Source organism: Phenylobacterium sp. (assembly GCF_004297125.1).
Taxonomy (GTDB): Bacteria; Pseudomonadota; Alphaproteobacteria; order Caulobacterales; family Caulobacteraceae; genus Phenylobacterium.
In genome coordinates this window covers 1-20,601 of the sequence record NZ_SCVD01000012.1, presented here as the reverse complement: position 1 = coordinate 20,601, position 20,601 = coordinate 1, and the positions used below count along the sequence as shown (strand labels likewise).

Below are 20,601 nucleotides of genomic sequence, written 5' to 3'. Positions count from 1 at the left end.
CGATCGGTATCGCGGCTAGAGGCCCGCCCCCTCCGGCAGTCCCAGCATCAGATTCAGGCTCTGCACCGCCGCGCCGGACGCGCCCTTGCCCAGGTTGTCGAGCAGGGCGACCAGCCGCGCCTGGCTGCCGTCGGCATTGCCGAACACGAACAGGCGCATCTTGTTGGTGCCGTTCAGCGCCTCCGGATCCAGGGCGCTGACGTAGCCGCCCGCTCCTGCCCGCGTCTTCTGCAGTTCGGCGCATTCCAGTCCGCTGGCCACCTCGACGAAGGCCTCACCGGCATAGGCCGCTTCCAGCGCCACGTGCAGGTCGGCCGGCGACGGCTTGCCCGGCATGGCCCAGAGCTGCAGCGGCACCTCCACCAGCATCCCCTGGGCGTAGCGGCCCACCGACGGGGCGAACACCGGCGCGTGCGAAAGGCCCGTGTGGATCTGCATCTCCGGCAGGTGCTTGTGCGCCAGGTTCAGGCCATAGGCGCGGAAGGCGTCGTTCGTGCCGGCAGGCGCGGCCTGTTCGAACTCGGCGATCAGGCCCTTGCCGCCGCCCGAGTATCCGGAGATGGCGTTCACGGTCAGCGGGAAATCGGCCGGGATCAGGCCCGCGGCCACCAGCGGCCGCACTAGGCCGATGAAGCCGGTGGGATAGCAGCCGGGGTTCGACACCCGCGTGGCGCCGCGGACCGCCTCACGCTGGGTCGGCGACATCTCGGGGAACCCGTAGGTCCAGCCGGGCGCGGTGCGATAGGCCGTCGAGGCGTCGACCACCTTGACGCTGTTGGAGGTGATCAGGCCCACCGCCTCGCGCGACGCATCGTCCGGCAGGCACAGCACGACCGCGTCGGCCGCGTTCAGCAGCTCTGCGCGCGCCTCGGGGTCCTTGCGCCGCGCGGGATCGATCGAGAGCACCTCGAGATCGGCGCGCTTCGCCAGCCGCTCGCGGATCTGGAGCCCGGTGGTGCCGGCTTCGCCGTCGATGAAGATGGTCTGGGTCATGAGCAGGTCCGAAAAAAGAAAAAGGGCGCTCCGGTTTCCCGAAGCGCCCTGATCCGTAAACGCGAGTAATCGCTGCGCGGATTAGCGCTTCGAGAACTGGAAGCTGCGTCGGGCCTTGGCCTTGCCGTACTTCTTCCGCTCCACGACGCGGGGGTCGCGGGTCAGGAGGCCGTGCGGCTTCAGCAGCGCGCGCAAGCCGGGCTCGTAGTAGGTCAGGGCCTTGGAGATGGCGTGGCGAATGGCGCCGGCCTGGCCGGAAAGGCCGGAGCCTTCCACCGTGGCGATCACGTCGAACTGGCCGGCGCGATCGGTCAGCTGGGTCGGCTGGGCGATCATCATCCGCAGGACCGGACGCGCGAAGTAGACCTCCTGGTCACGGCCGTTGATCGTGATCTTGCCGCTGCCCGGCTTGATCCAGACGCGGGCGACCGCGTTCTTGCGCTTGCCGGTCGCGTAGGCGCGGCCCTGGGCGTCGATCTTGGGTTCGCGGACGATGTTCTCGGACGCTTGCGTGCCCATGCCCTTCAGGGCGTCGAAGCCGGTGGCTTCGGTCGTGGTGGCTTCCGACATCAGGCGCTCCGCACGTTCTTGGCGTTCAGGTCGGCGAACGCGATGGTCTCGGGGTTCTGAGCGGCGTGCGGGTGCTCACCGGTCGTGTAGATGCGCAGGTGGGTCATCTGCTTGCGGGCCAGGGGGCTTTCCTTGGGCAGCATGCGCTCGACGGCCTTTTCCAGGACCCGCTCGGGGTACTTGCCGGCCAGGATCTGCGCCGGGGTGCGTTGCTTCACGCCGCCCGGGTGACCCGTGTGCCAGTAATAGACTTCGTCGGTGGCCTTCTTGCCCGTGAACTTCACCTTGTGGGCGTTCACGACGACGACGAAGTCGCCGCAGTCGACGTGCGGGGTGTAATCAGCGCGATGCTTGCCGCGAAGACGCATGGCGATGAACGAAGCCAGGCGGCCGACCACGGCGTCCTGGGCGTCGATCACGATCCAGTTCTTCGTGACCTCGGCGGGCTTCAGCGAAGCCGTGGTGCTCTTCAGCATGAGGGACGATCCAATAGACTAGAGCGGGTGCGCTGGAGGCGTCCCCGACGTGAGGCGCGGCTTATGCAGAATGGCGCCGTCGATGTCAACGCGGCGAAAATTACCCGATCCGCTCTAGCATCTTGTTTTTATGGGCATTTTTTAGTACGGTAAAATAATACCGCGTCTTTCTCGCGTCAGACCCGGCGAACCCGCCAGCCGAAGGCCACCGCCAGGCTCAGGACCAGGGCCGCCATAAGCTGGTGGACGATGCTCATGCCCACCGGCGCGCGCATCATCAGGGTGGCGATCCCGAGCAGCGCCTGCAGCACGACGGCGGCGGCGACCGCGACGCCCAGCAGCCTGGAGTCCCGGGCCAGATAGCTCGAGCGCCACGCCGCCGCGCCAAGTCCCACCGCCACGACCGTCAGGAGGTAGGCCACCAGCCGGTGATGCAGCTGCACCGCCCCCTGGACGTGCGCCAGGGTCGCCCACAGGCTCCCGCCCAGATAGTCGTCGGGGACCAGAGCCCCGTTCATCAGCGGCCAGTCGTTGTAGACGAGGCCCGCGTCATTCCCGGCCACCAGGGCGCCCAGCAGGATCTGCAGATAGACCAGGCCGATCAGCCAAGAGGCCCGCCGCCCCCAGGGGCTGGGCAGGGTCTGCCGCGCCGCCCCGGACCAAGCGTCGAACGCCGTCCAGAGCAACAGGCCCAAGAGGGCGAAGGCCAAGCCCAGGTGGACCATCAGCCGCTCCGGCGCCACCGAGACCCGCTCGGCCAGGCCGCTGGACACCATCCACCAGCCCACTGCCCCCTGCAGCCCGCCCAGCACGAAGATCCCCGCCAGTCGTACGAACAGCCGCCGCGGCAGCTCGCGGCGGACCGCGAACCAGACGAATGGCGCGAAGAACACCAGCCCCAGCACCCGGCCCAGCAGGCGGTGCGACCACTCCCACCAGTAGATCGCCTTGAAATCGGAGAGGCTCATGCCGGCGTTGAGCTGGCTGTATTGCGGGATCTGCTTGTAGAGCGCGAACTCGGCCTGCCAGTCGGCGGCGCTCATGGGCGGCAGCGCGCCGGTCACCGGCTTCCACTGGGTGATCGAGAGGCCCGAGTCGGTCAGCCGGGTCGCCCCGCCGACGATCACCATGCCCAGCACCATGACGGCCACCACGAGCAGCCAGATGGCCACGGGCTTGGAACGGTCGGAACGCAGGAACGAGGTCATGGAAGCGGCGTGGCGCAGGTTCGAGGCTGAACTTTGGCGGGCTCTCTAGCGGGGTTACGCGCCGCCGCCCAGCCCGCTATGAGGCGCCCATGTCCGTCCGCCTGCGCAAGTTCATCGGCCTGATCGCAATCCTGGCCTTCTGCGGCTTCTATATCGTCGTGGTCTCGACCATCGGCGACTACCTGCCGGACCACTGGGCCGTACGGCTGATCTACTACGCGCTGGCCGGCACCCTCTGGGGCGTACCGCTGTTCCCGCTGATCAAGTGGATGAACCGGGAGTCCTGAGTGACTAGAAGCCGCCCAGCCTTCTCGCCGGGAAGCTGACCTCGAAGCGCCAGACGCCGTCGGGCGGACTCGGCGCCCCAGGTTCCAGCGGCGCCGCTGTCATCCAACCCTGCTCCGCCATCTTCAATACCGAATCCGGAAAGCCGAACTCGGCCCCATCCGCCGTGGCGACCCGGCAGTTCTTGAGCCTTTGATCGCTGGCGACGAAGCAATTCACTGCGACGAAGCCGCTCGCATTCATTCGAAGAGCCCGATCCGGCCAGTATGGTCCGGCCGGCGCGTACTTCGCGTACTGCCCGCTTTCCTTGAAGCGCGCCCCGCGCAGGGGCGGCTCTCCCGCAGGAAGGCCAAAGCGAACCGGGATGCGTATCCGCTTTCCCATGGCCGCCGTCCCCAGCGGGGTCGTGACATCCATCTGGAATGCGGGCGTTAGAGACATGGCGGCCAAGCCAAAGTTGTCGCCCGCGGGACTCTCCATTCCAACCCTGCAATCGCTTAGGCGCCCATCCTTCCCGACAGCGCACGACAGCTCCGCCCGACCGACCACGCCCGCGTCGCGCGCGGCACGGGGATACGCCGCGGCGATAGCCTCGGGAGAGGGCAGAGAAAGCCACTGCGCTTGAGCGACGCCGAGCGTGACGCTCGCAAACACGAGGCCCAAGACGGGGCCGTTGAACTTTGTCGTTGCTCTCAATGCCGCATCCGGTAGAAGACGCGCCTCGCCGCCTGGCCCTTCGGAGCGTGGCGCAGCTTGGTAGCGCACTTGACTGGGGGTCAAGGGGTCGCAGGTTCAAATCCTGTCGCTCCGACCAGCGGCCGGCGGCGAGATTTCAGTCCTTGAGCAGATCGTCGAGGCGCGCCTTGGCGGTTTCGAGGCCCCTCAGCGCGTCGAGCAAGGCCGAGGTGTCGCGAGGAGCCTTGGCTGCGGCGGCGGGCGCCGGCTTCTCGGCAAGAGGCGGCGGGGCGACGCCCTCCCCGGCTGCGACCAGGTGCTTCAGCCCGTTGTCGCGGTGGAGCTTCTGGACGCCCTTGATGGTGTAGCCCTCGTCGTGGAGCAGGTGGCGGACGCCGCGCAGCACCGCGATGTCCGCGGGGCGGTAGAACCTGCGTCCTCCCGCCCGCTTCATAGGCTTGATGAAGCTGAACTTGGTCTCCCAGAATCGCAGGACGTGCTGAGGCACGTGAAGCTCGTCCGCTGCTTCGGAGATCGTGCGGAAGGCTTCGGGCCCCTTGGCCATGGGCCTACCCGGCCATCACCGCGAGAGTGCTCGGTCGACGCGCGCCTTCATCACTTGAGAGGCGCGGAAGCCGATGACCCGGCGCGGGTCGATGGCGGCCGGTTCCCCGGTCTTGGGATTGCGGCCCATGCGGGCGCGCTTGGCCCGCACCTGGAAGACGCCAAATCCGGAAAGCTTCACCTGTTCGCCACGCTCAAGCGCCTGGCACATCAGTTCAAGGACGCGCTCGACCAGCTCGGAGCAATCCTGGCGGGTCAATCCGACCTGCTCGTGGACCGACTCGCACAGGTCGGCCCGCGTCACCGTCGCGCCCTTCATGATCGCCCTGGTCCCCGCAGAAACGTCGTTCATGCGCCCTGATTGTCCCATTGCCACAAAGACTTCAAGTCACGCTTTACAGCTTAAGCCTAACCGCCCGTCAAAGGCGCAGGACGCAGGCGCCCCAGGTCAGTCCGCCGCCCATCGCCTCCAGGAGGAGGAGCTGACCCGGCTTGATGCGACCGTCCTTCACGCCTTTGTCGAGCGCAAGTGGAATCGAGGCCGCCGAGGTGTTGGCGTGCTCGGCGACCGTCGAAATCACCTTGCTCTCGTCGATACCCAGCCGCTTGGCGACGCCTTCGAGGATTCGCTGGTTGGCCTGGTGCGGGATGAACCAGTCGACGCTGGCCACCTCGACGCCCGCATCGGCCGCGGCGGCCCGGACCGCCTCGGAGATGTTCACCACCGCGTGACGGAACACCTGGTTGCCCTGCATCCGCAGATAGCCGGTCTGGCGGTTGGTCGAGACCCCGCCGTCCACGTACAACAGGTCCTGCTTGGTCCCGTCGGCTCGAAGGGCGAGGCCCAGCAGGCCGCGGTCGGCGATCGTCCCCTCGCCCTCCTGCGGCTCCACGACCACTGCCCCCGCCCCGTCGCCGAACAGCACGCAGGTGCCGCGGTCGGTCCAGTCCATCAGGCGGGTCATGGTCTCGGCGCCGATCACCAGGGCGCATTTGCTGCGGTTGCGCGCCACGAAGCCGTCGGCGACCGACAAGGCGTAGACGAAACCCGAGCACACGGCCTGGACGTCGAAGGCGACGCCGACCGGACAGCCCAGCTTGCGCTGCACGATGGTGGCGACCGCCGGGAAGGTCAGGTCGGGCGTGGTGGTGGCCACGATGATCATGTCCACGTCGTCGGGCGTGCGGCCCGCGGCGGCGAGCGCGCGGCGGGCGGCCTCGACGGCCAGGTCGGACACCGGCTGGTCGTCGGCGGCCTGGTGGCGCTGGCGGATGCCGGTGCGTTCGCGGATCCATTCGTCGGAGGTGTCGACGATCTTGGCCAACTCGTCGTTGGTCACGATCCGGTCGGGCAGATAGCCACCGACGCCGGTGACAACGCTACGCAGGACTTTTGACAATTCAGGCGGCTCCGTCCGCGGATGCGGGGTTCGCCGGCGCGAGGGCGGCGGGAAGCCGCCTCATATTCCGTTCGATCTCGGAGGCAAACCCGCTTTGCGCCACATCGGCGGCCGCGCGGATGGCTTTTGCGAAGTCACGGGGGTCGGCGCCCCCATGGCACTTGAGCACTAGGCCGTTCAGGCCGAGCAGCGGCGCGGCGGGCGGCGGGCTCATCTTTTCGCGGAACCGCCGCAACGACGGCCGGGCCAACAGATAGCCCAGGTTGCTCATCACGCCCGAGGTGAAGGCGACGCGAAGCTCGCCGGACATGAAGCGCGCGGCGCCTTCCATGGCTTTCAGGGCCACGTTGCCGGTGAAGCCGTCGGTGACCACCACCTGGACCGTGCCGGCGGTGATGTCGTCGCCTTCGACGAAGCCCTTGTAGTCGAGGTCGATGGCGCCCAGGCGCAGGACGCGGTGGGCCTCGCGGACCTCTTCGTGGCCCTTCATCTCCTCGGAGCCGACGTTCAGCAGACCGACGGTGGGCCGGGCCACGCCGTGGGCGGCGCGGTGATAAGCCTCGCCCATGATGGCGAACTCGACCAGCCGCTCGGCGTCGCAATCCACATTGGCGCCGACGTCGAGGAAGGTGGTGAGGCCCGTGGAGTGCGGGATGCTGGTGACCAGCGCCGGCCGGTCCAGGTCGGCCCGCATCCGCAGGATCAGCTTGGAGATCGCCATCAGGGCGCCGGTGTTGCCGGCCGATATGGCGACACCCGCCTGCCCTTCCCGGATCGCCTCGACGGCGTGCCACATGGACGTGCCCTTGCCGCGGCGCAGCGCCTGGGCCGGCTTTTCATCCATGGCGATGACGCGATCGGCGTGGCGCACTTCCGTGCGAGGCGCCAGCGCCGTGTGCCGGGCCATCTCCGCACGGATGGCGGTCTCGTCGCCGTGCAGGAGGAGGCGCGCGTCCGCGGGGAGGTCCTTGAGCGCGATGGCGCAGGCCGGAATGACCACAGACGGGCCATGGTCGCCGCCCATGGCGTCGATCGAAATCACCAGGGATTGGGTCAAATGAAGTGCTTTCGTCCCTCGGCGAACCGGATTCGCGGCGCGACCTTACTCCGGCCCGCCGGTGACTGGAAACTAAGCCTTTGGCTCCGTGAGCTTCTTGAGTGCGGCGAAGGGTGAAGTCTCCTCCTCCGGCGCCTGGTAATCGAAGGTCGCGCCCGGCTTGCGCGGGAACGGATCGATCTCCAGCGCCAAGTGCTCGAGCACATAGCCGGAGACATCGACCACGTCGCGCTCCAGCAGGTCCGGCGGATCGGGCGCCTCGAGATCCAGGTCCAGCTCGCCGCCCTCCGGCGGGCCGGCGTGCGGGCTACCCTCGGGTACGGCCCGCACCTCGATCTGGCCTTCGACCGGCTGTTCGAACGGCTCGAGCGATACGCCACAGACCTGTTCGACCACGGCGTCGAACCGGCCGGTGAGCTCCACCCCGTCCAGCCAGGGCTTGGCCGTGACCCTGGCGGCGAACGAGGGAAGGCTCTTCAGTCCCAACTGCTTGGCGATCGCTGCGCGCTGCGCCTCGTCGGGCTCCAGCGTCAGCTTGACCGGGCCGCGCCCCAGTTCGTGCAGCTTCAGGGTGACGGGCCAGGTCAAGCCGGCCCCCACGCGACGTCGCCCGCCACGATGGCCTCCAGGGCCTGGCCGGCCAGCGCCGCCCGCTGGGCGAGCACATAGTCCGCCAGGTCGGTGACCTTCGCCGCGTCCGTCCCGGCATAGACCGTGCGGGCCACCAGGGCCTCAAGCTCGGTCCGATCGGGCAGGACGGCCAGCGCCGCCTCGTAGGACTGCACCCGGCCATAGAAGGCCTCGCCCAGCTTGCGCATCCGCTTGCCCACCACCGTGTCGCCCACGCCCATTTCGCGCAGCGCGTTGTCCAGGCCGCTCAGATAAGTGTCGAACAGGGCCTGGGCCGTCTCGGCCGCCTGAGGTCCCTGCCCCTTCAGCCGCTCCAGCAGCAGGTACGTGTGCAGGCTGTAGAGTTCGAAGCGTCCCTCGACCGTGTCGGGCGCGCCGAGCTCGGTGTAGAGTCCCGGAACCCGCGCCTGGGCCACCACCCGGGCGTAGAGCTCGCGCCCGGCGAGTTGCGCGGGCCTGGGCTTGAACAGGCGCTTGAGCATGGACTGGCCTCGATTTCGCCAGAAGACGTGGCTAAAGGCGGCATTGAACTAAGGGGCGGCCGGCGATAGGTCAAAGCCTCTTGCCGTCCGGCAGCCAGAAACGAGTCCTGATGTCCCGCCACGCCGCCCTCGCCGCATTCGCCGCCGTCACCCTGGCGGCCGCTGGCCTTTCGGCCTGCTCGCCGATCACCAGCTACTCGGGCTTCCAGGCGATCGACAGCGATCCCAAGGACGTGAAGGTCGGCACGGACACCAAGTCGACGGTGCGCGCCAAGCTGGGCTCGCCGTCGGTGCAGTCGACCTTCGACCCGAATGTCTGGTTCTACGTCAACCAGGTCAAGGAACGCGTGGCGTTCCGGCGGCCGAAGGTGACCCAGCGCAACGTGACGGCCATCCAGTTCAACAAGGACAGCGAGATGGTGGAGACGGTGAACGTCTACACCCTCAAGGACGGCAAGGTGATCGCGTTCAACAACCGCGAGACCCCGACCCGCGGCCGCGAGATGACCGTCCTCGAACAGCTCCTGGGCAGCGTGGGCCGCGGCACCATGCTCCCGCAGGACGACGAGAACGTCCCGGGGAGCCGTCCGGGCGACCGGCGCTAGGCTCATCCAGAACCAAGACGAAGAAGGCCCCGGAGATCGCTCTCCGGGGCCTCTTTTGTATCCGGCCGTCGCCGGTGGGCCGGCCTATTGCGCGGCCAGCACCGCCAGCAGCAGCAGGGCCACGATGTTCGTGATCTTGATCATCGGGTTCACGGCGGGACCCGACGTGTCCTTGTAGGGGTCGCCGACGGTGTCGCCGGTGACGGCGGCCTTGTGAGCCTCCGAACCCTTGCCGTGCAGGACGCCGTCCGAGTCGGTGAAGCCTTCTTCGATCACCTTCTTGGCGTTGTCCCAGGCGCCGCCGCCGCTGGTCATCGAGATGGCGACGAACAGGCCGGTGACGATCACCCCCATCAGCATGGCGCCGACGCAGGCGAAGGCGTCAACCTTGCCGGCGATGGCGTTGATGACGAAGAACAGCACCACGGGCGACACGACCGGCAGCAGCGACGGGACGATCATTTCCTTGATCGCGGCCTTGGTCAGGATGTCGACGGCGCGGCCGTATTCCGGCTTCACCTCGCCGGTCATGATCCCGGGGTTCTCCCGGAACTGGCGGCGGACCTCGACCACGACGGATTGCGCGGCGCGGCCGACGGCCGTCATCGACATGCCGCCGAACAGGAACGGCAGCAGGCCCCCGAACAGGAGTCCCACGACCACGTACGGGTTGGACAGGTCGAAGCGGACCTCACCGAGTTCGAAGAAGAACGACCCTGGCGCCGCGTTGGCGGCGAAGTACTTCAGGTCCTCGGTGTAGGCGGCGAAGAGCACCAGGGCGCCCAGGCCGGCCGAACCGATCGCATAGCCCTTGGTCACCGCCTTGGTGGTGTTGCCCACGGCGTCGAGCGCGTCGGTGGTGACCCGCACTTCCGGAGGCAGACCCGCCATTTCGGCGATGCCGCCGGCGTTGTCGGTGACCGGACCGAAGGCGTCCAGCGCGACCACGAAGCCCGCCAGCGACAGCATGGCCGTGGTGGCGATGGCGATGCCGAACAGGCCCGCGAGGTTATAGGTCACGATGATGCCGACGATGATCACGATCGCCGGGGCCGCGCAGGCCTCCAGCGACATGGCCAGGCCCTGGATCACGTTGGTGCCGTGTCCGGAGACCGAAGCCTGGGCCACCGACTTCACCGGGCGGAAGTTGGTGCCGGTGTAGTACTCGGTGATCATCACGATCAGGGCGGTGATCGCCAGGCCGGCGAGCGAGCAATAGAACAGCGACATGGCGCCGAACGTCTTGCCGTTCACCGTCAGGTCCTCCGTCACCAGCGAGGGGATCAGGAAGTAGAGCGCGATGGCCGACAGGACGCCGGTCACGATCAGGCCCTGGTAGAGCGCGCCCATGATCGAGCCGCTCTTGCCCAGCCGGACCGCGAAGGTGCCGATGATCGAGGTGATGATGCAGACGCCGCAGATGGCCAGCGGCAACAGCATGATGTTGGCCAACAGCGCCGAGCCGCCGAAGAAGATCGCCGCCAGGACCATGGTGGCGACCGTGGTCACCGCATAGGTCTCGAACAGGTCGGCGGCCATGCCGGCGCAGTCGCCGACGTTGTCGCCCACGTTGTCGGCGATGGTGGCGGCGTTGCGCGGGTCATCTTCCGGGATGCCGGCTTCGACCTTGCCCACCATGTCGCCGCCGACGTCGGCGCCCTTGGTGAAGATGCCCCCGCCCAGACGGGCGAAGATGGAGATCAGCGAAGCCCCGAATCCCAGCGAGACCAGCCCGTCGATCACATGGCGATCAGAGGGTTCCAGGCCCTGGGGACCGGTGAGGAACGCGTAGTAGCCCGCGACCCCGATCAGGGCGAAGCCGGCCACGAGCAGGCCCGTGATGGCGCCGGAGGTGAAGGCGAGCTTCAGGCCCTTGGCCAGACTCTCCGACGCCGCCTGGGCGGTCCGCACGTTGGCCCGCACGGAGATCAGCATCCCCGCGAAGCCGGCCGCGCCCGAAAGCACGGCGCCGATCAGGAACCCGGCCGCGGAATAGCCGCCGATGAGAAAGAACAGGATGACGAGTACGACCACGCCCACGATGGAAATGGCGGTGTACTGCCGCTTGAGATAGGCCTGCGCGCCCTCCTGGATCGCCGCCGCGATCTCCTGCATGCGCGCATTGCCTGGCGAGGCCTTCAGGAGCGAAACGGTCTGGAGGATGCCGTACAGCACCGCCAGCGCCCCCGCGCCGATCACCAATAGTAGAACCGAACTCATATTGAATCGCCCCTTTGCGAATGTTTCGCGGGGGTGACCGGCGGCCGCCTCTTGCGGGCGTGCGTCCGGTCGGTCCCGTCCCCCGTCGCGTTTCCCCAACTAAGTTTCCGCCCACGCAAATGCGCCCGCGGAAAGACCGGGAAGCGTACTCAGGTTTTCAGGAGCCGTGCAACCGGAACGCCGGGGAACGCTTCCCCTGCGGGAGGGCGATCAGGCCTGCGGCATTCGCAGGCGGCGGCGCGGAGCCTGGGAGGTCACCACGACCGAACGGATCTGGCCCGGACCGGCGATGGCCCCGGCGTCGCGCGCGAGCGTCGCCGCCAGGCGTGGTACGTCGACGGCGCTGAGGTCGGCGGCGTTGGTGAAGGGCGTGCGATGCCCGGCCCGCACCAGGGCGTCGCGGAAGAACGGTTCCTTCTCTCGCAGCTTGGCCGCATTGGCCGCGGTGGTCAGGTTGATCCGGATATTGACGAAGACGTAGTTGACGAGCCGGCCCTTGCTGACGATCGGCAGGCCGAGCGGCTGCAGGTCGACGTACTGGCCGACGTCGCCCTTCCCCTCCTTCTTGGGTTCGGAGGCGTGCGCCGCGCCGGCGACCAGGGTCAGGGCGGCGGCGATGAGGGCTCTGCGAATCATGCGTCCCAGTATCGCGGACGTCGATTGCTGCAAGGTTGACGCGATCACCGCACGTTGCGTGGCTCCGCTCGGCGAACGGTGGTACCTTCACAATAATGACAAAGGGAGGAGTGCGGAGCATGTCTCCGACCCGTCGCTACGCCGCCCTCGGCCTGCTGGCCGCCGGCGGAGCCGCCCTGCCCGCGGCCCGCGCTTTTGGCCAGGAATCCCCGGCGACCAGAGAACTCACCGACGCCGACGAGCCCGCCACAAGGCTCGACACGCTTCGGAGCAAGTACGAACACATGCTGGCTCCGGTGCAGATCAACGGCCAGGGCCCGTTCAGCTTCCTGTTGGACACCGGCGCCAACGTGAGCTGCGTCTCGCACCGCCTCGCCGAACGGCTGGAGCTCAAATCCAGCGAGACGCGCGCCGTGCATACGGTCGTGGGCGTGCGCCAACGACCCATCGTGCTGCTCGATCATCTCCAGGTGGGTCCGCGCAATCGGCGCAACGTCAAGGCGCCCGCCTTGCCCATCAAGGGACCGGAGGTCGATGGCGTCCTGGGCGTCGACTGGCTGAAGAACCAGCGGCTGGTTCTGGACTTCAAGGCCAAGCGGTTGGAGATCACCCGTTCCCGGAACGATGAGGGCCAGCCCGGGCGGGTCGTGGTCGTGCCGGCGCGCCGCAAGTACGGCCAGCTCACGATCGTCGACGCCGACCTCGGCGGAAAGCGGATCAGCGCCATCATCGATTCCGGCGCCCAGGGCACGCTCTGCAACAGCAAGCTGCGCGAGATCGTCCGTGACCAGGAGGCCAAGGCCGGCAACAGAATCCCGCCCCTTCGGCTGGTCGAGATGGAGACCCTGGCGGGCGAGAACTTCATCGGCGAGGCCCTGTTCCTCCCGTTCCTGCGCCTGGGCGGACTGCATCTGGGCAATGTCCAGGTCACCTGCGCCGACATGCACGTGTTCGACATCTGGGGCCTGAAGGACAGCCCGGCCCTGGTGATCGGCATGGACCTGCTGAGCCAGTTCGAACAGGTCTCGCTCGATTTCGGTCGATCCCAGGTGCGGTTCGACTTCATCTAGCCGGGATCAGCCGTGCCGCCAGCCGCCCTCGCCGGGGTCGACGATCCGGCCCGCGGCCAGGACCTCGACGCCCTGCCCCTCGCGAACCTCGCCGATCTCGGTGAAGCCGGCGGGTTTGCGGACGCCTGAGGCCACGGTGCAGACCACCTCGTAGTCGTCGCCGCCGGTTCCCAGGCGCAGCAGGCTGGCGCCGACGTCGGCCTGCCCCTCCAGCCAGGTGGCGGCCGCGCCGGACAGCGGGATGCGGTCCAGGTCGATCGAGAGGCCCACACCACTGGCCTCGCCGATGTGCCGGGCGTCGGCGATCAGGCCGTCCGAGACGTCCGCCGCCGCCGTCGCATGCCGCCGTAGTGTCTCGCGCAGGTCGACCCGCGGCTCGGGCATCCGGTAGCGGTAGGCGAGCCGGCCGTCGGGATCCTCGATCTCGCCCTTCACGGCGGCCAGGCCCAGCGTCGCGTCGCCGATCGTCCCGCTGACCAGCAGCTTGTCGCCCGGCCGCGCCCCGGCCCGGCGGACCATGCGGCCGGCCGGGACCCAGCCCATGGCGGTCAGCGTGCAGGTGAAGGGACCGGGGGTCGTGACGGTGTCGCCGCCCAGCAGGTCGACGCCGAAGGCCTCCAGGTCGGCGGCCAGGCCCATGGCGAAGTGCTCGCGATCGCGGTCCGAGAAGGTCTTGGGCCAGACCACGGCCAGGAAGGCGGCGAACGGCTCGGCGGCCTTGGCGGCGAGGTCGGAGAGGTTCACCCGCGCCAGCTTGCGCGCCACCAGTTCGGGAGCCTCGCCCACGGGAAAGTGTACGCCCTCGACGATGGCGTCCTTGGTCACCACGAGATCGAATCCCGCGCGCTGCGGGATGACGGCGGCGTCGTCCATCAGGCCGAACGCGCCGGGCGCGCCGCGGGTCAGCGGGCGGAAGAGCCGCGCGATCTCACCGAACTCATCCAGGCCTGACATCCCGCGCCACCGCATCGAGGGCGCCGTTCACGAAGCCCGGCTCGGTCCCCTCGAAGAAGCTTTTGGCGACCTCGACATATTCGTCGATGGCCACCTCGGTGGGCACGTCGGGCCGGTTCGCCAGTTCGTAGGCGCCAGCGCGCAGGATGGCGCGCACCGTGGCGTCCAGCCGCTCCAGCCGCCAGTTCTCGGCCAGCCGCCTGGCGATGGCCGCGTCGACCCGCTTCTGTTCGGAGACCACGCCGCGCACCAACTCGGCGAAGAACCCCTCGTCGGCGGAGGCCAGGGTGTCGCCTTCCCCTTCGACGCCTTCCAGGGCGCGGTCGAAGCGGTGCTCGGTGAACTCGCGGATCACGCTCTCCACGCCGATGGAGGAGACCTCCATCTGGTAGAGGGCCTGCACGGCCGCGAGGCGCGCGACCGAACGGGACGCGTGCGCGCTCATCGCTTGCCGCCGGAAAGCTGGTGCTTCACGTCGATCATGGTCAGGGCCGCGCGCGCCGCGCCGCCGCCCTTGTCGCCCTCGCTGATCCGCGCGCGGGCCCAGGCCTGTTCGTCGTCCTCGGTCGTCAGGATGCCGTTGCCGATGCACAGCTTCTTGCCGATCGTCAGGTCCATGATCCCGCGGGCGCTCTCGTTCGACACGATCTCGAAGTGATAGGTCTCTCCACGGATCACGCAGCCCAGGGCCACGTAGCCGTCATAGTGCTTGCCGGCGGGGCGGTGGCCGCCCTCTTCCGCAAACGCGATGGCGCCCGGGATCTCCAGGGCGCCGGGCACGGTCACGACGTCGTATTCCGCGCCGAACGCGGTCAGCGCCTGGCTCGCGCCCTCCAGCAGGGCGTCGGCCAGGTCGTCGTAGAAGCGCGCCTCCACGATGAGGATGCGGATCGGCTCGTCGCTCATGAATGGTCCTTCGGCTCTTGAGCCGAAGCCTTTAGGCCGTTTCGCGCCAGCGGGCGAGATACCGCGCCAGCATGTCGATCTCGAGGTTCACCCGGCTGCCGACCTTGAGCGTCCCCAGCGTGGTCACGTCCCAGGTGTGCGGGATCAGGTTCACGCCGAAGACGTCGTCCTCGACCTCGTTGACGGTCAGGGACACCCCTTCGACCGTGATGGAGCCCTTCGGCGCGATGTAGCGGTGCAGCGGCCGGGGCACCCGGACCTTCACCCGGTGCGAGCCGCCTTCGCTCTCGATGGAGATCACTTCGCCGACGCCGTCCACGTGGCCCGAGACGATGTGGCCACCCAGTTCGTCTCCGACCTTCGCGGCGCGCTCCAGGTTCACCGGCCGACCCTCATGCCAGTCCGACAGGGTGGTCAGCGACAGGGTCTCGCCCGAGACCTCGACGGCGAACCAGCCCTCGCCCTTCTCCACCACGGTGAGGCAGCAGCCGGCGTGGCTGATCGAGGCGCCGATGTCCACCGTCGAGAGGTCGAAGCGGGTCTCCACCTCGAACCGACGGTCGCGGTTGGTGTCGCGGACGGCGCGGATGCGCCCCACGTCGGTGACGATGCCGGTGAACATTCAACCTCTCGCGTAGCGTTCCCAGAGGTCGTCGCCCAACGGGGTGACCTCCACCCGTCGGAAATGGGGCGCCTCGGCCAGGGCCGCAACGGCCAGGGCGCCGATGCCCGGCCGGCCCTCGCCGCCGATCAGGATGGGCGCCCGGAACCACTCCAGCGCCTCCACCAGCCCGCAGCGCAGGAAACTGCCGGCCACCTGGCCGCCGCCTTCCACGAACAGGTCGGAAAGGCCTTCGTCCGCAAGGGCTTGCACCACGGTCTTCAACTCGGGGCGATCCTCGCCGAGGGCGGGGACCGTGACGACCCGCACGCCCGCCGCGACCAGCGCCGGGTTCGCGTCCTCGGTGGCGATGACGTAGGTCGGGGTGTCGCGGGCCGTCCGCACCAACTTGCACTCGGGCGTCAGGCGCTGACGGCTATCCAGCACGACGCGCGCCGGCTGGCGGCCGCCGTAGCCCGGCAGGCGCACGGTGAGTTCCGGATCGTCCGCGAGCGCCGTCTCGATGCCGATGACCACGGCGTCGTGGGCGGCGCGCAGGCGGTGGACCTGTTCACGCGCCAGCGGCCCGGTGATCCAGCGGCTCTGGCCTGAGGCCGTGGCGATCCGCCCGTCCAGCGACGTGGCGAGCTTCAGGGTGACGCTCATGCGTTCCCCTTTATGGGGCGCGGGCCACGGGCGCCAGCCGTCCCGACACGTGGAGACTCAGCCGGAGACGCGCCAGGACGGCTCTGGCCCAGCTAGCCCCGTCCCCCGGCGCACAGGCGCGAGCGCCAGCCTGCGACAAGCCGATGGGCGAGGTCAGAATCCTCCGCCCCTGCACCCGCTCGGCAAACCGTCGCAGCATGGCAATCGCGGGCAGCTAGGAAGGTCCGGGCCCTCCCAAGCGCCCGCATCGCGAAGATACCTCCGGCTGGCGTATCCAGCCGGAGGCTCCAGACAGTGGGGCGCGATTAATGGCGCCGAGGACGGATCTAGGCGAAGGCAACGCGTCGACGGCGAAGCAGCGAGCCGACACCGCCAAAGCCCAGGATCATGAGCGCCCAACTGCTGGGTTCAGGAACCCCACCGGTCGATGGATCGAAGATCGAACCCCCATCGACCAGCAGGTCGATCTTGTCGATACGGTTACCGAAGTAGTCCGCCGCGTAGAGATAGCGGCCATCGAACGCGAGGTCCTCGTACCGGCTGTTGGGAAGCGATGTGCAACCGACCTCCACGGCGTTGGTTTCGTGGACGCAGAGGCGGCGGGGGTTGAGAGCATCGTTCACGACGATGACGTAGTCATGAGACGCAAGATCGACGAACTCGACCCCCGAATACCCTCCAGCCCCTCCTAGAAAGAGCGTTCGGTCGCCTGAGCCGTTAACCGGCGAGTTCCAGACCAGATCTATGTCGGGCGACCACCAGAGCGTGCCCCCCTCGATGTCCAGGCCGTCGATCAAGCCGCCATAGGCGTTGGGGATCGTGGTCGAGGTCGGGTTGAGCGTCGAGTAGTCCACGTTGGAGCCGGTCGGACGGTCGAATTGCACGAGGTTGCTTCCTTGCTGAACCGCGAGCTTGTTGTTTGCGCTGTTGTAAGCGAGGGCCGACCAGAACGGGCCTTGACCGCTGTTGCCCGTAACCACCCCCGATGTCGTCACTTCGTAGAAGCTGCCATTGCTGCGGCTGACCCACAGGTTCGAGCCATCATACGCTAAGCCGAACGCTTCACCGGTCGAGAAGCTGTCTACCAAACTGAGCGTTACCGTCGCCGCGGCGGGAGTCGCGGCGGCTAGCGCTACCGCGGCGACAGCAGCCATCATGATCTTGCGCATGGCGCACCCTCCAAAAAAAGGATTTCCGATACCATCGTTCGATGGTCACCGTTCCACCATGTCGGCGCCTTGACAATAGGTTTCTAGCAAGTCGGCATGTTAGGCCGCCAGATTGGCGATCACGCATATGTTATCGTCACGCCGCGGAACTTTTTTAGAGTAACTCTAAGAGCGAAACGACCGCTCATATCGACCAGTCCGTATATCGACTACTGAAGTCGATTACGGTGGCGCTTGTTAAATTGCGCAATCAACTTTGGAAGGTGTTCGAGAGCCGTTTCAAACCGAAGATTACGGACCTTCCGCTGCAAGGCTTCGCCCCGGCCAACCCCCGCAACCCGCGGAACGCGCTATAAGCTGGAGTCCCGAGAGCGACCTCGGCTGACCTGTGGGTCCCGTCATGCACCCGTGGCGAAAACCACCAGGACGACGCGGCGGGGTTGGCGCGCTGGCCGGCGGCGAGGGCGCCGCACTACCCTCTACCGCTCTTCGACGGCTTCGCTCAGGCCTTCCGCGCCGAGGAACTTCGCGAAGTCGTCGGTCTCCTTGAAGTCGCGGTAGACCGAGGCGTAGCGGACGTAGGCGACGTCATCGAGCTGCTTCAGGTGCTTCATGATCAGCTCGCCGATCGTGGACGACGGCAGCTCAGTCTCGCCCATGCTCTCGAGCTGGCGGACGATGGCGGAGATCATGCGCTCGACGCGCTCGGGCTCCACCGGGCGTTTCCGGAGCGCAATGGAGAGCGAGCGGGCGAGCTTGTCCCGGTCGAAAGGTGTGCGGCGTCCCGAGCGCTTCAGGATGGTCAGCTCGCGAAGCTGCACGCGCTCGAAGGTCGTGAAGCGGCCCTCGCAGGCCGGGCACAGCCGGCGACGACGGATGGCCGCCCCGTCCTCCGACGGTCGGCTGTCCTTCACCTGGGTCTCGTCGTGGCCGCAGAACGGGCAGCGCATATCTAGCCCCCTTCCCGGCCACTTAACGCTATTAGGCGTATATGGGGAAGCGTTTGGTCAGGGCCACGACTTCCGCCCGCACCTTCTGTTCGACGGCCGTGGAGTCCTCGCCGGTCGAGACCGCGTCCAGGACCTCGCCCATCCACTTGCCGACCTGGCGGAACTCCGCCGGGCCGAAGCCTCGGGTCGTGCCGGCGGGCGTGCCGACGCGCAGGCCCGAGGTCTGCATGGCCGGCAGCGGGTCGCCGGGGATGGAGTTCTTGTTGGTGGTGATGCCGGCGCGTTCCAGGGCGATCTCGGCCTGGGCGCCGCTGACGCTCTTGGGCGTCAGGTCCACCAGCATCAGGTGGCTGTCGGTGCCGTTGGAGACGATCTTGAAGCCGACGCTCTGCAGGCTGTCGGCCAGGGCGCGGGCGTTCTCGATCACCGCCTTCGCGTAGGTCTTGAACTCCGGGCGCAGCGCTTCGCCGAACGCCACGGCCTTGGCGGCGATCACGTGCATCAGCGGCCCGCCCTGGAGGCCGGGGAAGACGGCGCTGTTGATCTTGCCCGCCAGCTTCTTGTCGTTGGTCAGGATCAGGCCGCCGCGCGGGCCACGCAGGGTCTTGTGGGTGGTGGTCGTGACGATGTGGGCGTGGGGGAACGGGTTCGGATATTCGCCCGCCACGATCAGGCCGGCATAGTGGGCCACGTCGCACATCAGGATCGCGCCCACCTCGTCGGCGATCTCACGGAACTTCTTGAAGTCGATGGCCCGCGAATAGGCCGAGGCGCCGGCGATGATCACCTTGGGCTGGCTGGCGCGGGCCACCTCGGCGGCCTCGTCGTAGTCGATCAGGTGATCCTGGGCGCGAAGGCCGTAGGCTACCGGATTGAACCACTTGCCCGACTGGTTGACGCTCTTGCCGTGGGTCAGGTGGCCGCCGTGGTCCAGGTTCATGCCCATGAAGGTGTCGCCGGGCTTCATGGTGACCATGAACACCGCCTGGTTCGCCTGGCTGCCGGAGTGCGGCTGGACGTTGGCGTATTCGCAACCGAACAGTTGCTTGGCGCGGTCGATGGCCAGGATCTCGGCCTCGTCGACCACTTCGCAGCCGCCATAGTAGCGCTTACCCGGATAACCCTCGGCGTACTTGTTGGTGAGCACCGATCCCTGGGCGTCCAGCACCGCCCTGGAGACGATGTTCTCGGACGCGATCAGCTCGATCTGCTCCTGCTGGCGCGTCAGCTCCGCCCCGAGGATCTTCGCGATGGCCGGATCGGCCTGGCCGACGCCGGCCTTGAAGAAGTCTTCGGTGGAGGGCTGGGTTTGCACATGCAGGTTCAAGGGCAAGGCCTTTCGTTGGGCGACCTGAGTCTGGCTTCGGCGGAGGCGCTTCCTTTACTCCTGAACCCGCCCGCCTCCAACCGCGTCCGCCCACAGTAATTCTGGGAACCATTCGCATTTCAGCGGCGTTGACCGGCAAAGGCCGGGACGTGGCTTCGCCGCGTCAACGATGATTCCGCATATCGATGAAGAGGTGGTCATGAGCGTAGGACCCGATTCCGAGGGACCCTCGGGCGAAGAACTGATGCGCCTGGGCGCCGGGATCGTATCCGCCTACGTCAGCCGAAACGCCGTCACGGCCGAGGCGGTGCCGGATATCATCCGCACCGTCCACCATGCGCTGACCCAGCTGACCGGCGCCGCCGTAGCCCCGCAGCCGGAGGAGCGGCCCAAGCCGGCCGTGCCGATCGGGCGTTCCGTGCAGCACGACTACATCGTCTGCCTCGAGGACGGGAAGCGGCTGAAGATGCTCAAGCGCTACCTGCGCTCGCGCTACAACATGAGCCCGGACGACTATCGGCGGCGCTGGGGCCTATCCCCCGACTATCCGATGGTCGCACCGGCCTATGCGGCGCGGCGGTCGGACTTCGCCAAGAAGATCGGCCTGGGCCGCGGCGTTCGTCGCCGGAAATAAGCTGATCGGGGCGCCGGCCCGAATTTAGAACGCCCCTGCTTTGGCACAGGGGCGTTCGGGACCAGTCCAGTGTCGGGCTGTTTGGCGACTGATCTTGATGACGAGTAGGCCATGCTTCGCGCACCCTGGCGTTGTGCCAAGGCGCCGCAGTCAAGTTTGTCGCATGTAACCTGGCGTAACTTCAGCGAACCCCTTGGCTGGCCAAGAAAAAACCTCCCGGGCGGACCCGGGAGGCTGATCATTGCTGCCGCGGATCGGCGCCCGGTCAGGCGGCGTAGCCGCCGATGCGCTTGACGTTGCAGCGGGCCCAGAGGGCGTCCAGCGCGTCGGTGAGTTCGTCCATCATGCCGTCGGTGTGGCCGGGGGACGGGGTGAAGCGCAGGCGTTCGGTGCCGCGGGGCACGGTGGGGTAGTTGATGGGCTGCACGTAGATGCCGTGATCTTCCAGCAGGATGTCGGAGATCAGCTTGCAGTGGACGGCGTCGCCCACCAGCACCGGCACGATGTGGCTGACGCTGGGCAT

General features: G+C 67.8%; 26 protein-coding genes and 1 tRNA gene. 5 read left to right on the top strand and 22 right to left on the bottom strand.

Going from position 1 to position 20,601, the window contains the following annotated elements:
* Positions 1 to 15 precede the first annotated feature (15 nt).
* From argC to EPO51_RS05835, 4 genes are all read right to left on the bottom strand, one after another.
* Entirely contained in the window at positions 16 to 993 is a 978-nt protein-coding gene (gene argC / locus EPO51_RS05850; RefSeq protein WP_293347159.1) for an N-acetyl-gamma-glutamyl-phosphate reductase, read from the bottom strand.
* Between the two features lie 81 nt (positions 994 to 1,074).
* Positions 1,075 to 1,563: a 30S ribosomal protein S9 gene (gene rpsI / locus EPO51_RS05845; RefSeq protein WP_465246589.1), complete on the bottom strand. Its 489-nt coding sequence runs from the start codon at positions 1,561 to 1,563 to the stop codon at positions 1,075 to 1,077.
* Positions 1,563 to 2,036, bottom strand: coding sequence for a 50S ribosomal protein L13 (gene rplM, locus EPO51_RS05840; protein ID WP_293347707.1), 474 nt, complete (start codon positions 2,034 to 2,036; stop codon positions 1,563 to 1,565). Before rplM ends, rpsI begins: the two co-directional genes overlap by 1 nt.
* A 179-nt stretch (positions 2,037 to 2,215) precedes the next feature.
* Entirely contained in the window at positions 2,216 to 3,247 is a 1,032-nt protein-coding gene (locus EPO51_RS05835) for a COX15/CtaA family protein (protein WP_293347156.1), read from the bottom strand.
* A gap of 89 nt (positions 3,248 to 3,336) precedes the next feature.
* Between EPO51_RS05835 and EPO51_RS05830 the strand changes: the two genes are divergently transcribed.
* Positions 3,337 to 3,534: a DUF2842 domain-containing protein gene (locus EPO51_RS05830; protein ID WP_293347153.1), complete on the top strand. Its 198-nt coding sequence runs from the start codon at positions 3,337 to 3,339 to the stop codon at positions 3,532 to 3,534.
* Between the two features lie 4 nt (positions 3,535 to 3,538).
* Here EPO51_RS05830 and EPO51_RS05825 read toward each other — a convergent pair whose 3' ends face one another.
* Entirely contained in the window at positions 3,539 to 4,186 is a 648-nt protein-coding gene (locus EPO51_RS05825; protein WP_293347704.1) for a TonB family protein, read from the bottom strand.
* Between the two features lie 83 nt (positions 4,187 to 4,269).
* Between EPO51_RS05825 and EPO51_RS05820 the strand changes: the two genes are divergently transcribed.
* Positions 4,270 to 4,346 (top strand) — tRNA-Pro (locus EPO51_RS05820).
* A gap of 18 nt (positions 4,347 to 4,364) precedes the next feature.
* Here EPO51_RS05820 and EPO51_RS05815 read toward each other — a convergent pair.
* The 6 genes from EPO51_RS05815 to EPO51_RS05790 form a co-directional block, all read right to left on the bottom strand.
* Complete coding sequence (locus tag EPO51_RS05815; protein WP_293347150.1) at positions 4,365 to 4,772, bottom strand: MerR family transcriptional regulator; 408 nt, start codon at positions 4,770 to 4,772, stop codon at positions 4,365 to 4,367.
* A gap of 15 nt (positions 4,773 to 4,787) precedes the next feature.
* The gene (locus EPO51_RS05810; RefSeq protein WP_068876961.1) at positions 4,788 to 5,090 is read right to left on the bottom strand and encodes an integration host factor subunit alpha; all 303 of its coding nucleotides are present in this window, start codon (positions 5,088 to 5,090) and stop codon (positions 4,788 to 4,790) included.
* Positions 5,091 to 5,190: 100 nt separating this feature from the next.
* The gene (locus EPO51_RS05805; RefSeq protein WP_293347147.1) at positions 5,191 to 6,171 is read right to left on the bottom strand and encodes a beta-ketoacyl-ACP synthase III; all 981 of its coding nucleotides are present in this window, start codon (positions 6,169 to 6,171) and stop codon (positions 5,191 to 5,193) included.
* A gap of 1 nt (position 6,172) precedes the next feature.
* A complete protein-coding gene (gene plsX, locus EPO51_RS05800) occupies positions 6,173 to 7,228 on the bottom strand; it encodes a phosphate acyltransferase PlsX (protein WP_293347144.1) in 1,056 nt (351 codons plus the stop codon).
* A gap of 72 nt (positions 7,229 to 7,300) precedes the next feature.
* Positions 7,301 to 7,816: a YceD family protein gene (locus EPO51_RS05795; protein WP_293347141.1), complete on the bottom strand. Its 516-nt coding sequence runs from the start codon at positions 7,814 to 7,816 to the stop codon at positions 7,301 to 7,303.
* Complete coding sequence (locus tag EPO51_RS05790; protein WP_293347138.1) at positions 7,813 to 8,340, bottom strand: ubiquinol-cytochrome C chaperone family protein; 528 nt, start codon at positions 8,338 to 8,340, stop codon at positions 7,813 to 7,815. The genes EPO51_RS05795 and EPO51_RS05790 overlap by 4 nt, the downstream gene beginning before the upstream one ends.
* A 110-nt stretch (positions 8,341 to 8,450) precedes the next feature.
* Between EPO51_RS05790 and EPO51_RS05785 the strand changes: the two genes are divergently transcribed.
* Positions 8,451 to 8,945: an outer membrane protein assembly factor BamE gene (locus tag EPO51_RS05785; RefSeq protein WP_293347133.1), complete on the top strand. Its 495-nt coding sequence runs from the start codon at positions 8,451 to 8,453 to the stop codon at positions 8,943 to 8,945.
* A gap of 84 nt (positions 8,946 to 9,029) precedes the next feature.
* Here the strand turns inward: EPO51_RS05785 and EPO51_RS05780 are convergent, their stop codons facing one another.
* The gene (locus EPO51_RS05780; RefSeq protein WP_293347131.1) at positions 9,030 to 11,165 is read right to left on the bottom strand and encodes a sodium-translocating pyrophosphatase; all 2,136 of its coding nucleotides are present in this window, start codon (positions 11,163 to 11,165) and stop codon (positions 9,030 to 9,032) included.
* A 210-nt stretch (positions 11,166 to 11,375) separates the two neighbouring features.
* Positions 11,376 to 11,801, bottom strand: coding sequence for a hypothetical protein (locus tag EPO51_RS05775; RefSeq protein ID WP_293347128.1), 426 nt, complete (start codon positions 11,799 to 11,801; stop codon positions 11,376 to 11,378).
* A gap of 119 nt (positions 11,802 to 11,920) precedes the next feature.
* On the opposite strand from EPO51_RS05775, the gene EPO51_RS05770 reads away from it, so the two are divergent.
* Positions 11,921 to 12,871: a retroviral-like aspartic protease family protein gene (locus EPO51_RS05770; RefSeq protein WP_293347125.1), complete on the top strand. Its 951-nt coding sequence runs from the start codon at positions 11,921 to 11,923 to the stop codon at positions 12,869 to 12,871.
* Positions 12,872 to 12,877: 6 nt separating this feature from the next.
* On the opposite strand, the gene thiL is transcribed toward EPO51_RS05770, so the two are convergent.
* From thiL to glyA, 8 genes are all read right to left on the bottom strand, one after another.
* Complete coding sequence (gene thiL / locus EPO51_RS05765) at positions 12,878 to 13,825, bottom strand: thiamine-phosphate kinase (protein WP_293347122.1); 948 nt, start codon at positions 13,823 to 13,825, stop codon at positions 12,878 to 12,880.
* Entirely contained in the window at positions 13,809 to 14,270 is a 462-nt protein-coding gene (gene nusB / locus EPO51_RS05760) for a transcription antitermination factor NusB (protein ID WP_293347119.1), read from the bottom strand. The genes thiL and nusB overlap by 17 nt, the downstream gene beginning before the upstream one ends.
* On the bottom strand, positions 14,267 to 14,731 hold the full coding sequence (gene ribH / locus EPO51_RS05755) for a 6,7-dimethyl-8-ribityllumazine synthase (RefSeq protein WP_293347116.1): 465 nt from the start codon (positions 14,729 to 14,731) through the stop codon (positions 14,267 to 14,269). The genes nusB and ribH overlap by 4 nt, the downstream gene beginning before the upstream one ends.
* A gap of 31 nt (positions 14,732 to 14,762) precedes the next feature.
* Entirely contained in the window at positions 14,763 to 15,353 is a 591-nt protein-coding gene (locus EPO51_RS05750) for a riboflavin synthase (protein ID WP_293347113.1), read from the bottom strand.
* Complete coding sequence (locus tag EPO51_RS05745; protein WP_293347110.1) at positions 15,354 to 15,998, bottom strand: RibD family protein; 645 nt, start codon at positions 15,996 to 15,998, stop codon at positions 15,354 to 15,356.
* A gap of 326 nt (positions 15,999 to 16,324) precedes the next feature.
* Entirely contained in the window at positions 16,325 to 17,167 is an 843-nt protein-coding gene (locus EPO51_RS05740; RefSeq protein ID WP_293347107.1) for a PEPxxWA-CTERM sorting domain-containing protein, read from the bottom strand.
* Between the two features lie 479 nt (positions 17,168 to 17,646).
* On the bottom strand, positions 17,647 to 18,117 hold the full coding sequence (nrdR, locus tag EPO51_RS05735) for a transcriptional regulator NrdR (protein ID WP_293347104.1): 471 nt from the start codon (positions 18,115 to 18,117) through the stop codon (positions 17,647 to 17,649).
* Positions 18,118 to 18,148: 31 nt separating this feature from the next.
* The gene (gene glyA / locus EPO51_RS05730) at positions 18,149 to 19,438 is read right to left on the bottom strand and encodes a serine hydroxymethyltransferase (protein WP_293347695.1); all 1,290 of its coding nucleotides are present in this window, start codon (positions 19,436 to 19,438) and stop codon (positions 18,149 to 18,151) included.
* Positions 19,439 to 19,643: 205 nt separating this feature from the next.
* Between glyA and EPO51_RS05725 the strand changes: the two genes are divergently transcribed.
* Positions 19,644 to 20,078, top strand: a complete 435-nt coding sequence (locus tag EPO51_RS05725) for a Ros/MucR family transcriptional regulator (RefSeq protein WP_293347101.1) — start codon at positions 19,644 to 19,646, stop codon at positions 20,076 to 20,078.
* A gap of 265 nt (positions 20,079 to 20,343) precedes the next feature.
* Here EPO51_RS05725 and EPO51_RS05720 read toward each other — a convergent pair.
* Positions 20,344 to 20,601 (bottom strand): aminotransferase class I/II-fold pyridoxal phosphate-dependent enzyme (locus tag EPO51_RS05720; RefSeq protein ID WP_293347098.1); only part of this gene is annotated, 258 nt, incomplete at its 5' end.